We start from the raw sequence: 13,228 nt of genomic DNA on the forward strand, positions 1-13,228 counted from the left end.
TTCGATTTTTAGGTTTATTTTAATAAGTTTTTGGGAAAAAATCATATAACACACACTTTCCATAATGTCAAAAAGTGTTGCAAAAAAATGCTAAGGAAGTGATGGAAAATGAAACAGATGATTAAAATTATACGCAAAGTTGATATTGAAAAGCAATATGAGCAAATTTTGCGTCTAGAGCTGGATTATGAGCTCGCATCTTTGTATGTTGCGATGAAGGATCAAGACAATGTAGAGATGGAAAAGGCTAAAAAGCGGTTAAAGGAAATTCATGAGGAATTAGAAGGTCTCCATGCATATGCATAGCAAAAAATTCATACCAAACTAAAAAATCACTTGCTGAGTGTTCGGACAGCAAGTGATTTTTTGTTATACTAAACATATAGTGCAAATTTATATTCATTCATTATATAGATGAAAACAGGGAAGAGGAAGGTGGTTACACAGTGGATTTAAAGCGATTAGATGCATTTGCAAAAGGGGTTATTTTCGAGGCGGGAAAACGTATACGAGAATCATTTACATATGATTTAGAAGTTGAAACAAAATCGAATGCGAATGATTTAGTAACGAATATTGATCGTGAAACAGAGCTTTTTTTTATTGAACAAATTCATGCATTTGACCCGACACATAAAATTATTGGAGAAGAAGGGATGGGGGAAAGACCGGACTCTTTAGCGGGGGTTGTTTGGATTATTGACCCAATCGATGGCACGATGAACTTTGTTAAGCAACATCGCCATTTTATGATTACGGTTGGGATTTACATTGATGGTATTGGAAAACTTGGGTACATATTCGATGTAATGCGTGAGGATTTATTTTATGCCATTGCAGGGGAAGGCGCTTGGTACAACGATTCACCGATGCGTAAGCTGCAACCATTAAAAATTGAAGAAGCAGTGATTGGGATTAATGCGAGTTGGGTAACACCGAATCCTAAAATCAATCATGAAAAATTAATCGAACTTATTCGAACAGTACGTGGTACGCGTTCATACGGCTCAGCTGCAATGGAAATTGCCTTTGTGGTGAGCGGTAAACTAGATGGGTATATTTCGATGCGGCTAGCTCCTTGGGATATTGCGGGTGGCATCATTATTGCACAAGAAGTTGGCGCAATCGCAACTAATTTAGAGGGGACTGGTTTTGATTTAATGCAATCTGATACGTTTATCATTGCCAATCCGTCTATTCATCAACTCATCCTAGAAAACTATATCGAACAGAAATAAAGAAAGCCACCAAATTTACACATTTGGTGGCTTTTATCAATTATAAAAGACCTGCTTGTACGAACTTTTTCTTTTGTTTCATACCCATTATAAAGATCACACACGTGGCGATAATGCAAGCGATAATCCCAATCATGCCAGCCGTATCGTATTTATCTGTTCCAGCCATAAATACAAAAGATACGGAGAAGCCGATGCCAATCATCGAAAGCATCGCTGCGAGTGCGTAAATAAACATGACAAGTTTTGCTTTATTCATGAGAAATCCTCCTCTAAAGATACTATATTAAGAGAACAATGTTCAATTTCCAAAAAGACATTTGTGTCTACATATGCTATAATAGCACAGTTAAACAACTGAAAAAAGAATATGGAGTGGAATAATGACAAATTTACGTCAAGATTTACGTAACATTGCAATTATCGCGCACGTTGACCATGGGAAAACGACGCTAGTAGACCAATTATTAAAACAATCAGGGACATTCCGTTCGAATGAACAAGTAGAAGAACGTGCAATGGACTCAAATGATATCGAACGTGAGCGCGGTATTACGATTTTAGCAAAAAATACAGCTGTTAACTATAATGGCACACGTATTAACATTTTAGATACACCAGGACACGCAGACTTCGGTGGAGAAGTAGAACGTATCCTTAAAATGGTAGACGGCGTTTTACTCGTAGTAGACGCTTATGAAGGCTGTATGCCACAAACACGCTTTGTATTAAAGAAAGCACTAGAGCAAAATTTAACGCCAATCGTTGTAGTGAACAAAGTCGATAAAGATTCAGCTCGTCCAGAAGAAGTAGTAGACGAAGTGTTAGAGTTATTAATCGAACTAGATGCAAATGACGATCAATTAGACTTCCCTGTTGTGTATGCTTCAGGTGTGAATGGGACGGCTTCATTAGATTCAAACCCAGCAAATCAAGAAGAGAACATGCAGTGCTTATTTGAGCAAATCATTGAGCATATTCCAGCCCCAGTGGATAATTCAGATGAGCCATTACAATTCCAAGTAGCATTACTTGATTATAATGACTTCGTCGGTCGTATCGGTATTGGCCGTGTATTCCGTGGGACGATTTCTGTTGGTCAGCAAGTAGCATTAATGAAGCTTGATGGCACAGTGAAAAACTTCCGTGTAACGAAAATTTTCGGCTTCTTCGGTTTAAAACGTGAGGAAGTACAAACAGCCAAAGCGGGTGACTTAATCGCCGTTTCGGGTATGGAAGATATTAACGTAGGCGAAACAGTTTGTCCTGCTGAGCATCAAGAAGCGCTACCGCCATTACGTATTGATGAACCAACATTACAAATGACATTTTTAGTCAATAACTCACCATTTGCTGGGCGTGAAGGGAAATGGGTAACATCTTCTAAAATTGAAGAGCGTTTACGTGCACAACTGCAAACGGACGTATCACTTCGCGTTGAAGATACAGATTCACCGGATGCTTGGACAGTATCAGGTCGTGGTGAATTACACTTATCGATTCTAATCGAAAACATGCGTCGTGAAGGCTTTGAGTTACAAGTGTCGAAACCACAAGTAATTATTAAAGAAGTAGATGGTGTGAAATGTGAACCAATCGAACGTGTACAAGTAGATGTACCAGAAGATTGCGTAGGTTCTATTATCGAGTCACTTGGTACACGTAAAGGTGAAATGTTAGACATGGTTAACAATGGTAACGGGCAAGTACGTATTATTTTCAACGTACCAGCGCGTGGCTTAATTGGTTACTCAACAGAGTTCATGTCGTTAACAAAAGGTTTTGGTATCATTAACCATACGTTTGATTCGTACCAACCAGTTGTAGCAGGTAAAGTGGGAGGCCGTCACCAAGGTGTACTTGTATCAATGGAGAACGGTAAATCAACAACTTATGGTATGATGGGTGTGGAAGACCGTGGTACACTATTTGTGGAACCAGGTACAGAAGTTTACGAAGGGATGATCGTTGGTGAAAATACACGCGAAAACGACATCACAGTAAATATTACAAAACAAAAGCAAAAAACAAATATTCGTTCTGCGAATAAAGACCAAACAAACGTGATTAAAAAACCTCGTCTTATGACACTTGAAGAAGCGTTAGAATATTTAAGTGATGATGAGTACTTAGAGGTAACACCAGAGTCAATTCGTTTACGTAAACAAATTTTAGATAAAAATGAACGTGAACGTATTGCGAAAAAGAAAAAATACGCTGAAATGGAGCAGTAAAAGCGTATCAAAAGAAAGGATGAAGGATGTTGTTGAATTTAGCACTAAACTTTATTCAAGCATCTGCACCTACTGATGAAATAACGCAAGTTTATAGTAGAATGTCTGGTATTACGCGCTATATTTATGAAAATTTAGCGACGGTAGATGCGTCAGGTGCGGTTGATTATACGATTCCAGGTTATATTACGTTAGCGCTTATATTTGTCTTATCGGCGATTGTATATAAACTAGGCTTCGCAAAAACATTACCGCTATGGCAAAATGCTATTATTTATATATTCCTATTTTTAGGATGTATTATGCTGACATTCTTCGCCTTTTTCCTGCCAATGGTGGAAGGGTTAATTGTTGCAGCGTTGATTTTAATCGTCTATAAATCGCGCTTATGGCGTGAGAAACGTGAAGAGCAAAAAGCTGTAGCAAAATAATTCAAAAAGCTCGAATCTCCTTTAAGATAGGAGATTCGAGCTTTTTTAGTAGCTTAGGATAGAGCATGGGTTTTATAAAGACAAAAAAACAAGCGTGTTGATTTACCTTTTATTGTTAATGCAATCTTGTGAAACGTTGATTTCCGCTCCATTCGGCTCGCTTTCCACGGGCATGGCCTCAGCCTCCTCGTCGCTCGTACCTCGCTCCTGCGGGGTCTTCAGCTCATGTTTTTCCCGTAGGAGTCTCGCCGATTCCGCTTCAATCAACTGGCAAGTCATTTTTGATTACGTTTTACTAAAAAACAAGCTTCTATAAAGGAATATTTTGTTAATCAACACACCTGGCTAAAAATAAAGAAAGATTCTCATTCATTACGGTAGAGACTGGGTAATTACACTTGCAAATAGAAAGAAAATGATTTCTTTTATATAGTCGGTTTTTAAAATTTAGAGTTAAAAAAGTAGGCTAATTTAACAAAGGGAGTGCATTCACCTATTTCAAATACTCTTTCTCACTCTAAAAAACAAATGCCTTCTATATAGACTTCTATATAGATAAGAGAAATATTTTTCTAGCATATCGAGAAGTATTCACTTTTGCCGTAGCGCGCCATAGCCACAGGAGCCGTAACAGGAGATCCAAACAGGCCACGCCTGTTTTAGCTCCTGTGTAGGCTGTGGCAAAGCGCGGAGGCTATGATAAATACCTTCACTATTCAACTGGTATTTTTAGGGTACGTTTTTGCTCATTACGAGTAATAAATACAGATTTCTATCAAGGCACCCTTTTAGGCGATTTTGCATAACCTACTCTAGATAAAAGACCCTATTATTTAGAGGAGGATAGTCGTGAAAAGATTCGTGAAATCTGGTTTTGTTGTGATGTTCACATTGATGTTGCTTCTCGTTCTGTCAGCGTGCGGCGAGAAAGAACTGCAAGATGTGAAAGTTGGTGAGGTCACGCGCTCTATTTTTTATGCCCCTCAATATGTAGCAATTGAAAAAGGCTTTTTTGAAGAAGAAGGCTTGAATGTCGAGTTAACGACAATCCCTGGTGGTGACAAGACAATGACGGCTTTACTATCTGATGGCATCGATATCGCCCTTGTCGGCTCGGAAACATCGATTTATGTAACCGCTCAAGGGGCAAATGATCCAATTAAAAACTTTGCCCAGCTTACGCAAACAGACGGGACATTTTTAGTAGCACGTGAGAAAATAGAACAATTTTCTTGGGATATGTTAAAAGATTCTACTTTCTTAGGGCAGCGTAAAGGTGGTATGCCACAAATGGCGGGCGAATTCGTCTTAAAGAAACATGGCATTGACCCACACAATGACCTTGAATTGATTCAAAACGTAGACTTTGCTAATATTGCCTCTGCTTTTGCATCGGGTACGGGTGATTATGTTCAATTATTTGAACCGACTGCCTCTGTATTCGAAAAAGAAGGAAGAGGCCATATTGTAGCGTCATTCGGTACAGAGTCGGGTCATTTACCATATACAACATTTATGACGAAAGCGAGCTTTATTGATAGTGATCCTGAAACGGTAGAGAAGTTTACAAGAGCGATTAAAAAAGCCCAAGACTGGGTGTATGAAAATAGCGCGGAAGATGTAGCCAAAGCGATTCAACCGTTCTTTGAGGATACAGATGTAGAGCTGATTGCAACGGTTGTAGAACGTTATAGAGCCCAAGAATCCTATGCAAAAGATCCAATTTTAGATGAAGAAGAATGGAACAATTTACAAGATGTTATGGAAGAAGCGGGCGAGTTGCCAAGACGGATGGATTACAATGAGCTCGTGGATACTTCATTTGCAGAGAAAGTAACGAAGTAATATGGAGTTTTTAACAGTTAACAATGTACATCATACGTATTTTTCAACTGAAACGGCGACAGAAGCATTACAAAATATTCATTTATCCATTCAAAAAGGTGAATTTATCTCTTTTTTAGGTCCTAGTGGATGCGGGAAGACAACGCTTTTATCGATTATTGCTGGTTTATTCCCTCCAACAACGGGAACAGTTTTAATTGAAGAACAACCCGTTTACGAAAATGATTACTTGTCAATCGGCTATATGTTGCAACAAGATTATTTATTCCCTTGGAAAACCATTGAAGAAAATATTGCATTAGGACTCACGCTTTTAAATAAAGAACAAGAACAAATACAAGAAATTACGGCCCGCTTATTAAAGATGATTGGGCTACCGCATATCGGGCAAAAATTTCCTAGAGAGCTTTCTGGTGGGATGAGGCAGCGGGTAGCGTTAGCTAGAACATTGGCAGTTGATCCAAAAATATTACTATTAGATGAACCGTTTTCTGCACTTGACTATCAATCAAAATTAAAGTTAGAAGATTTAGTGTCCGAAATGTTGAAGGCATTTGGCAAAACAGCGATCCTCGTCACACATGATATTGGCGAAGCAATTGCGATGAGTGATCGAATCTTTATCTTTTCAGCTCGACCAGGAAGAGTATATAAAACATTTGAAGTACCAGAAGAGTTAAAGCGTTTAACACCATTTAAAGCTCGTGCCCATCCAACCTACTCTACGCTATTCCAAATGATTTGGAAGGAGCTTGAAAGTCTTGAACACGGAAACACTTCACAATGAATATAAAAAATCATTAATAAAAGAAAAGCGATTGATTCGTTTTTTTCAACTTGTAATATTAATTGGTTTTATCGGTCTATGGGAGCTCGCTTCTAGATGGCAGTGGATTGATCAGCTCATTTTTAGTTCACCATTAAAAATCGGCGCGTTATTTATCGATAAGATTCAGGATGGCACTTTATTTGCGCATATTGGTATTACATTATTTGAAACCGTACTGGGCTTTATTATCGGTACACTGCTCGGCACAATATTAGCAGCTATTCTTTGGTGGTCATCTTTTTTATCGAAAGTGCTAGATCCGTATTTAGTCATACTCAATGCGATGCCTAAAGTAGCGCTAGGCCCTATTTTAATCGTGGCACTAGGACCAGGTATGACATCGATTATTACAATGGGGGCTATTATTTCGGTCATTATCTCAACGATTGTTATTTATACAGCTTTTAAAGGGGTAGACGGAAATTATTTGAAGGTGCTGCAAACGTTTAATGCAAGCAGGCTGCAAATGTTTAAAGAGGCCGTTCTACCTGCATCCTTTCCGACAATTATTTCAACATTAAAGGTAAATGTTGGGCTATCTTGGGTAGGGGTCATCGTGGGGGAATTTCTTGTCTCGAAACAGGGACTTGGTTATTTAATTATTTACGGCTTCCAAGTATTTAATTTCAATCTTGTCTTAATGTCGCTTGTGATCATCGCTATTTTTGCAACAATTATGTATCAGGTTGTAGAGCTACTAGAAAAGAAATTGGTGAGGAACGGATAAAGAAACCCTTGAGCATGCTCAAGGGTTTTTAGTATTTAAAATTCTTCATCAATCTTTGAAGAGGTGCGGTAAAATTTGAATTTGCCTGTTGCAATGCGTTGTTCTGTTTTTTCGGCAATTCGTTCGCTACATGGCTCACACATATACGTATGAATAGGACGATTGCGTAATTTTTTTGCTAGGGGCAAATCATCTGATAGCTGGTGGATTGAATCACAAATGACGCATTTGACGCGCATGCTATTCCTCCTTATTGAACACGAATCGCGATAACCTCTTTAATCGGGTTGTCAACGTTTGAACCATCATCAAATAATAAGTGAACCGGACCACCATCTGTAATCGGTTTGCCGTCTTGACTAAATTTGAAAATGATTGTTTTTGCTTCTTCAATGGAGAAGACATGCTCCTCCCCATTGGCGCATTCGAATACGATTTGTGTCGCTTCTGGTTTAATTTCTGCATTTTTTAGGAAAGGGCTAATTGCCATGCCAAATGTCCCTGTTAGCATCCCTTTACGGTCAAATTTACGTTCTGTTTTTAAGGTCGGAGGGAAAACGGCACCTTCCATAATTTCACGTGACCAGTGTGCACCAACATCGGCTAAATATTTTTCTTCTGTATTATCAGGTGCTTTTTCTGTGACAAAATAAGTTGTTAAATCAAGGCGGCGGTCATCGAAAATCCAAACGGTTGGATCCAGTGTTAGCGAATATGTAACCGCACCTTTAATAGGAATGATTGAGTTCATCAAAAATCCTCCTTTTATAATATATCCTCATACAGTATAACGCCTTTTTTATAAAATAAGAAACATTTAAATGAAGTTTGCGTCTATATGCAAAGACACTTGCATTTTTACCCTTGAAAAGATAAACTTTATTAAGATAGAGTCGAAGAAATATCAGATAATGGGGGCGTCCTCATGGATACTAAATCACAAGCTTCCTTCCAGGAGAAAGCATTAGAGCAGTTACAAACAGATGCAGGTAAAATTGCTCGTTTAATTAAAGTACAAATGGATAATTTAACGATGCCACAATGTCCTTTATACGAAGAAGTGTTAGATACACAAATGTTTGGCTTATCGCGTGAAATTGACTTTGCCGTAAAGGTAGGTCTTATTGAGCGTGAACAAGGTAAGGACATTCTTGATGCTTTGGAAAAAGAGTTATCCTTACTGCATGATGCATATACAGACAAATAACAGAAAAAACTCAAACGCATGTATAATGCGGTTTGAGTTTTTTTTCTAAAATGAGGGTTAAAATAATGAAAAAATATTTCGCAACATACTTCAGGAACTTTGATTATTTGTTATTTTTTACATACGTATTTTTATGTTTATTCGGATTAGTCATGATTTACAGTGCGGGCATGATGGTGGGCATTATGTATGAGGATGGAACACCCGACTACTTTTATCGAAAGCAAGTAATCAATTTAGTTGTTGCTGCAGTTATATTTTGTATCGGTGCCTTTTTCCCGTACAAGCATTACAGTAATAAATTCGTCATGCTTTTTGGTATGGCTATGATGGCAATTTTACTTGTTTGGTTAAATGTCGATGGATTTGGTCGTGAGGAAACAGGTTCACAAAGTTGGATTCGATTGTTGGGGATGTCGTTCCAGCCTTCTGAATATGCCAAACTATTTATTATTTTATATATAGCAGGTTCTTTTTATAAAAAAAGTTTAAAAGAAAAATCCATTCAATATGTAAAACCAAATGATATCGGTTATCCAATTGCGATTTGGCTCATTATTTTGTTGAGTGTCGGCTTAGAAACAGACTTAGGGGCATTCATTATTATTTTTATGATTGCTATTTCGGTTGTTTTTTTAAGTGGTATACGAGGAAAGTCATTATTTCGGTTCTTTACTGTATTAAGTGCATTCGGTGGCGTCCTGGCCGGTGCATTAGCACTCTTTAAGCATGATTCTATTTTTAATGCTAGTCGATTAGGACGATTACAAGTTTGGTCAAATCCGTTTGCATATGAACAAGGGTCTGGTTACCAAGTGATTAATGGGTATTTAGCGATTGGGCAAGGTGGTTTAGAAGGGGTAGGACTTGGTCAATCCATTCAAAAGCTAGGGTATTTACCGGAACCACAAAATGATTTTATTATGGCAATTATTGCAGAAGAATTAGGAATCCTTGGGGTAGCCATCGTCATTGGTGGTATTGGATTGATTGTTCTTCGCAGTTTCTATATTGCAATGACTACAAAAGATCCACTAGCACGTATGATTGCAGGTGGAATTGGCAGTTGGATTGGGTTTCAAACCTTTGTAAATCTAGGGGGTGTATCGGGAGTAATCCCGTTAACCGGAGTAACGCTACCTTTTATAAGCTACGGCGGTACTTCTATATTGATGCTTTCTTTAGCGATGGGCATTTTAATTAATGTCTCTATGTACTATAAGAAAGATAAAAAAAAGCTATTATAGGGGGTTGAGGAGAAATGACACACATTCACAAAGTGTTGGTCGCAAATCGAGGGGAGATTGCCATCCGTATTTTCCGAGCGTGTACGGAACTAAAGTTGAAAACGGTGGCTATTTATTCGCGTGAGGATAGCGGTGCCTTTCATCGTTACAAAGCGGATGAAGCGTATATTGTAGGAGTAGGAAAAAAGCCGATTGATGCCTATTTAGACATTGAAGGAATTCTTGCGATTGCAAAGGATGCTGGTGTTGATGCGATTCATCCAGGGTATGGCTTTTTATCTGAAAATGTGGAGTTTGCACGCCGCTGTGAAGAAGAAGGCATTTTGTTCATCGGGCCAACATCTAAACATCTCGACATGTTTGGCGACAAAGTAAAAGCGCGTGAACAAGCGATTTTAGCAGACATTCCTGTCATTCCGGGTACAGACGGTCCAGTAGCAAATCTGGAAGAGGTTGCTGCATTTGGTGAGGCGTACGGCTATCCAATTATGATTAAAGCAGCCCTTGGTGGTGGTGGCCGTGGGATGCGTCTCGTGCAAACGAAAGAAGAACTGGCTTCTTCCTATGAACGGGCTAAATCAGAGGCAAAGGCAGCATTTGGTTCTGATGAGGTGTATGTAGAAAAGGCCATTATAAAACCAAAGCATATTGAAGTACAAATTATTGGTGATACAGCAGGGAATATTGTGCATTTATATGAGCGCGATTGTTCTATTCAACGACGTCATCAAAAGGTTGTTGAGATTGCACCATCGAATTCGATTTCAACACAACTGCGTAATCAAATTTGTGATGCAGCTGTAAAACTAATGAAAAATGTAGGCTATGTGAATGCAGGCACAGTGGAGTTTTTAGTAGCTGGCGATCATTTCTACTTTATCGAAGTAAACCCGCGTATCCAAGTAGAACATACCATTACGGAAATGATTACGGGTGTAGATATCGTGCATGCGCAAATTAAAGTTGCAGCTGGTTATACCCTTCATTCACCTGAAATTAATATTCCAGCACAACAAGAAATCCCGCTATTCGGATATGCGATTCAATCACGTGTGACGACGGAAGATCCGAAAAATGATTTTATGCCGGATACAGGAAAGTTAATGGTGTATCGTTCAAGTGGTGGCTTTGGCGTTCGTCTAGATGCAGGTAACGGATTCCAAGGTGCGGTTGTTACCCCTTATTACGACTCGTTACTTGTCAAAATTTCGACTTGGGGTATGACATTTAATGAGGCCGCAGCGAAGATGAGCCGAAACTTAAGTGAATTCCGTATTCGAGGCGTTAAAACGAATATCCCATTTTTAGAAAATGTTGTACTACATGAAAAATTTTTAACAGGAACATTCGATACAAGTTTTATCGATTCAACCCCTGAATTATTTGTGTTCCCAGTACGAAAAGACCGTGGTACAAAGCTGCTTAGCTATATTGGTAATGTTACATTAAACGGCTTCCCAGGTGTAGAAAAACAAGCAAAGCCTATTTTTACACAACCAGAGCAACCGAAAATTGATTTGCTCATACCGCCACCATTAGGTACAAAGCAAATTTTAGATGAGCACGGTGCGGATGGGTTAGTGGAATGGATTAAGGCGCAAGAAGATGTGCTATTAACGGATACGACATTCCGTGATGCACATCAATCCCTTCTAGCAACACGCGTGCGCTCGCAAGATATGTTCCAAATTGCAGATGCAACGAGTCGTCTCATGCACAATTACTTCTCGCTTGAAATGTGGGGAGGGGCTACATTTGATGTAGCGTACCGCTTTTTAAAAGAAGATCCGTGGGCACGTCTTGAAAAACTACGTAAACAAGTGCCGAATGTACTGTTCCAAATGTTATTACGTGGTGCCAATGCAGTTGGTTATACAAACTATCCAGATAATTTAATTCGGGCATTTATTCAGGAATCAGCGGCATCTGGTATTGATGTATTCCGTATTTTTGATTCACTCAACTGGATCAAAGGAATGGAAGTAGCCATTGATGAAGTGCGTAACACAGGGAAGGTTGCAGAAGCAGCCATTTGTTATACGGGCGATCTTTTAGATGATACACGTGCGAAATATACAGTACAGTACTATAAAGAGATGGCACGTGCGTTAGAAAATACAGGTGCACATATTTTAGCGATTAAAGATATGGCGGGACTTTTAAAACCAGAGGCAGCTTATCGTTTAATCTCCGAATTAAAAGAGGCAACAAGCTTACCAATTCACTTGCATACGCATGATACAAGTGGTAACGGGATTTACTTATATGCCAAAGCGATTGAAGCAGGGGTCGACATTATTGATACGGCACTCGGTTCAATGGCGGGCTTAACATCACAACCAAGTGCAAACTCGCTCTACTATGCGATGAAAGGAAGCGAGCGTCAAGTACGAGCGGACATTGCGTCACTTGAAAAGCTTTCTTACTACTGGGAAGATGTGCGTAAATACTATGTTGACTTTGAAAGTGGTATGAATGCACCTCATTCGGAAATTTACGTACACGAAATGCCAGGTGGCCAATACAGTAACTTACAGCAACAAGCAAAAGCAGTAGGACTTGGTGACCGTTGGGATGAAGTCAAAACGATGTACTCGCGCGTGAATATGATGTTTGGGGATATCGTGAAAGTGACACCGTCTTCGAAAGTGGTAGGCGATATGGCATTGTTTATGGTGCAAAATAACTTAGATGAAGACAATATTGATGAGCGTGGACAAACATTGGATTTCCCAGATTCGGTTATCGAATTTTTCCAAGGCTATTTAGGTCAACCACATGGTGGTTTCCCAGAAAAACTACAACAAGTAGTTTTAAAAGATCGTGAAGCCATTACAGTGCGTCCAGGAGAATTACTTGCACCTGTTGACTTTGAGCAATTAGCGAAAGACTTAGCGGAAAAAATAGGGCGTGACGTCACAAATAAAGACGTGCTTGCCTATGCACTATATCCGAAAGTATTTGAGGAGTATGCTAAAACTGTCGATTTATTTGGCGATATTTCAGTGCTTGATACGCCGACGTTTTTATATGGCTTAAAGCTAGGAGAAGAAATTGAGGTAGAGATCGAGAAAGGCAAAACGTTAATTGTGAAGTTAGTGTCAATTGGTGAACCGCAACATGACGGTACGCGCGTTATGTACTTCGAGTTAAACGGTCAATCACGTGAACTGGTCATTCAAGATATGACGGTAGAAGTCGATGGCAGTATTGCATTAAAAGCAGATCCGTCCAATCCAAATCAAATCGGTGCGACAATGCCGGGTACAGTACTAAAAGTTGTTGTATCGAAAGGGAGTTCAGTGAAGCGTGGCGATCACTTGTTGATTACCGAAGCGATGAAGATGGAAACGACTGTACAAGCACCAAAAGATGGGATTGTCAAAGAAGTATATGCTTCAGCAGGAGATGCCATTTCCACAGGTGACCTATTAATTGAATTAACATAAAAAATAAGAGTACGAGGTTTC

Annotated in this window: 13 protein-coding genes; 10 read left to right on the forward strand and 3 right to left on the reverse strand. The window is 39.1% G+C overall.

Features of this window, described 5'->3' with window-relative positions:
- Positions 1-108 precede the first annotated feature (108 nt).
- Positions 109-306 (forward strand): hypothetical protein, encoded by a 198-nt coding sequence (locus AC3II9_RS16620; protein WP_391366279.1) that lies wholly within the window; start codon positions 109-111, stop codon positions 304-306.
- A 140-nt stretch (positions 307-446) separates the two neighbouring features.
- A complete protein-coding gene (locus AC3II9_RS16625; RefSeq protein WP_489157229.1) occupies positions 447-1,238 on the forward strand; it encodes an inositol monophosphatase family protein in 792 nt (263 codons plus the stop codon).
- Between the two features lie 40 nt (positions 1,239-1,278).
- On the opposite strand, the gene AC3II9_RS16630 is transcribed toward AC3II9_RS16625, so the two are convergent.
- On the reverse strand, positions 1,279-1,497 hold the full coding sequence (locus tag AC3II9_RS16630; protein WP_489157231.1) for a DUF5325 family protein: 219 nt from the start codon (positions 1,495-1,497) through the stop codon (positions 1,279-1,281).
- Between the two features lie 124 nt (positions 1,498-1,621).
- On the opposite strand from AC3II9_RS16630, the gene typA reads away from it, so the two are divergent.
- From typA to AC3II9_RS16655, 5 genes are all read left to right on the forward strand, one after another.
- Positions 1,622-3,472 carry a translational GTPase TypA gene (gene typA / locus AC3II9_RS16635; protein WP_489157233.1) on the forward strand — a complete coding sequence of 617 codons (1,851 nt, stop codon included), beginning with the start codon at positions 1,622-1,624 and terminating at the stop codon, positions 3,470-3,472.
- Positions 3,473-3,498: 26 nt separating this feature from the next.
- Positions 3,499-3,903, forward strand: coding sequence for a YlaH-like family protein (locus AC3II9_RS16640; RefSeq protein WP_431029350.1), 405 nt, complete (start codon positions 3,499-3,501; stop codon positions 3,901-3,903).
- Between the two features lie 882 nt (positions 3,904-4,785).
- Entirely contained in the window at positions 4,786-5,748 is a 963-nt protein-coding gene (locus AC3II9_RS16645; RefSeq protein ID WP_489157288.1) for an ABC transporter substrate-binding protein, read from the forward strand.
- A 1-nt stretch (position 5,749) separates the two neighbouring features.
- Positions 5,750-6,535, forward strand: coding sequence for an ABC transporter ATP-binding protein (locus tag AC3II9_RS16650; RefSeq protein ID WP_489157235.1), 786 nt, complete (start codon positions 5,750-5,752; stop codon positions 6,533-6,535).
- Positions 6,510-7,304: an ABC transporter permease gene (locus tag AC3II9_RS16655; protein WP_489157237.1), complete on the forward strand. Its 795-nt coding sequence runs from the start codon at positions 6,510-6,512 to the stop codon at positions 7,302-7,304. The genes AC3II9_RS16650 and AC3II9_RS16655 overlap by 26 nt, the downstream gene beginning before the upstream one ends.
- 35 nt (positions 7,305-7,339) lie before the next feature.
- Here AC3II9_RS16655 and AC3II9_RS16660 read toward each other — a convergent pair whose 3' ends face one another.
- Both AC3II9_RS16660 and AC3II9_RS16665 read right to left on the reverse strand, forming a co-directional pair.
- Complete coding sequence (locus AC3II9_RS16660) at positions 7,340-7,543, reverse strand: YlaI family protein (protein WP_391366286.1); 204 nt, start codon at positions 7,541-7,543, stop codon at positions 7,340-7,342.
- An 11-nt stretch (positions 7,544-7,554) separates the two neighbouring features.
- Positions 7,555-8,055, reverse strand: a complete 501-nt coding sequence (locus tag AC3II9_RS16665) for a peptidyl-prolyl cis-trans isomerase (RefSeq protein ID WP_391366287.1) — start codon at positions 8,053-8,055, stop codon at positions 7,555-7,557.
- Positions 8,056-8,229: 174 nt separating this feature from the next.
- Between AC3II9_RS16665 and AC3II9_RS16670 the strand changes: the two genes are divergently transcribed.
- From AC3II9_RS16670 to pyc, 3 genes are all read left to right on the forward strand, one after another.
- Complete coding sequence (locus AC3II9_RS16670; protein ID WP_391366288.1) at positions 8,230-8,511, forward strand: Fpa/YlaN family protein; 282 nt, start codon at positions 8,230-8,232, stop codon at positions 8,509-8,511.
- Between the two features lie 65 nt (positions 8,512-8,576).
- Positions 8,577-9,758 (forward strand): FtsW/RodA/SpoVE family cell cycle protein, encoded by a 1,182-nt coding sequence (locus AC3II9_RS16675; RefSeq protein ID WP_489157239.1) that lies wholly within the window; start codon positions 8,577-8,579, stop codon positions 9,756-9,758.
- A 14-nt stretch (positions 9,759-9,772) separates the two neighbouring features.
- Complete coding sequence (pyc, locus tag AC3II9_RS16680) at positions 9,773-13,207, forward strand: pyruvate carboxylase (protein ID WP_489157241.1); 3,435 nt, start codon at positions 9,773-9,775, stop codon at positions 13,205-13,207.
- Positions 13,208-13,228: the final 21 nt, after the last annotated feature.

It is taken from the genome of Lysinibacillus sp. RU7, from assembly GCF_057837305.1.

Excerpts from the sequence above, each read along its gene's own strand:
- typA (WP_489157233.1), top strand. The coding sequence starts at position 1,622 with ATGACAAATTTACGTCAAGATTTACGTAACATTGCAATTATCGCGCAC.
- AC3II9_RS16665 (WP_391366287.1), bottom strand. The coding sequence starts at position 8,055 with ATGAACTCAATCATTCCTATTAAAGGTGCGGTTACATATTCGCTAACA.
- AC3II9_RS16650 (WP_489157235.1), top strand. The coding sequence starts at position 5,750 with ATGGAGTTTTTAACAGTTAACAATGTACATCATACGTATTTTTCAACT.
- AC3II9_RS16620 (WP_391366279.1), top strand. The coding sequence starts at position 109 with ATGAAACAGATGATTAAAATTATACGCAAAGTTGATATTGAAAAGCAA.
- AC3II9_RS16660 (WP_391366286.1), bottom strand. The coding sequence starts at position 7,543 with ATGCGCGTCAAATGCGTCATTTGTGATTCAATCCACCAGCTATCAGAT.
- AC3II9_RS16670 (WP_391366288.1), top strand. The coding sequence starts at position 8,230 with ATGGATACTAAATCACAAGCTTCCTTCCAGGAGAAAGCATTAGAGCAG.
- pyc (WP_489157241.1), top strand. The coding sequence starts at position 9,773 with ATGACACACATTCACAAAGTGTTGGTCGCAAATCGAGGGGAGATTGCC.
- AC3II9_RS16630 (WP_489157231.1), bottom strand. The coding sequence starts at position 1,497 with ATGAATAAAGCAAAACTTGTCATGTTTATTTACGCACTCGCAGCGATG.
- AC3II9_RS16640 (WP_431029350.1), top strand. The coding sequence starts at position 3,499 with ATGTTGTTGAATTTAGCACTAAACTTTATTCAAGCATCTGCACCTACT.
- AC3II9_RS16675 (WP_489157239.1), top strand. The coding sequence starts at position 8,577 with ATGAAAAAATATTTCGCAACATACTTCAGGAACTTTGATTATTTGTTA.
- AC3II9_RS16645 (WP_489157288.1), top strand. The coding sequence starts at position 4,786 with ATGTTCACATTGATGTTGCTTCTCGTTCTGTCAGCGTGCGGCGAGAAA.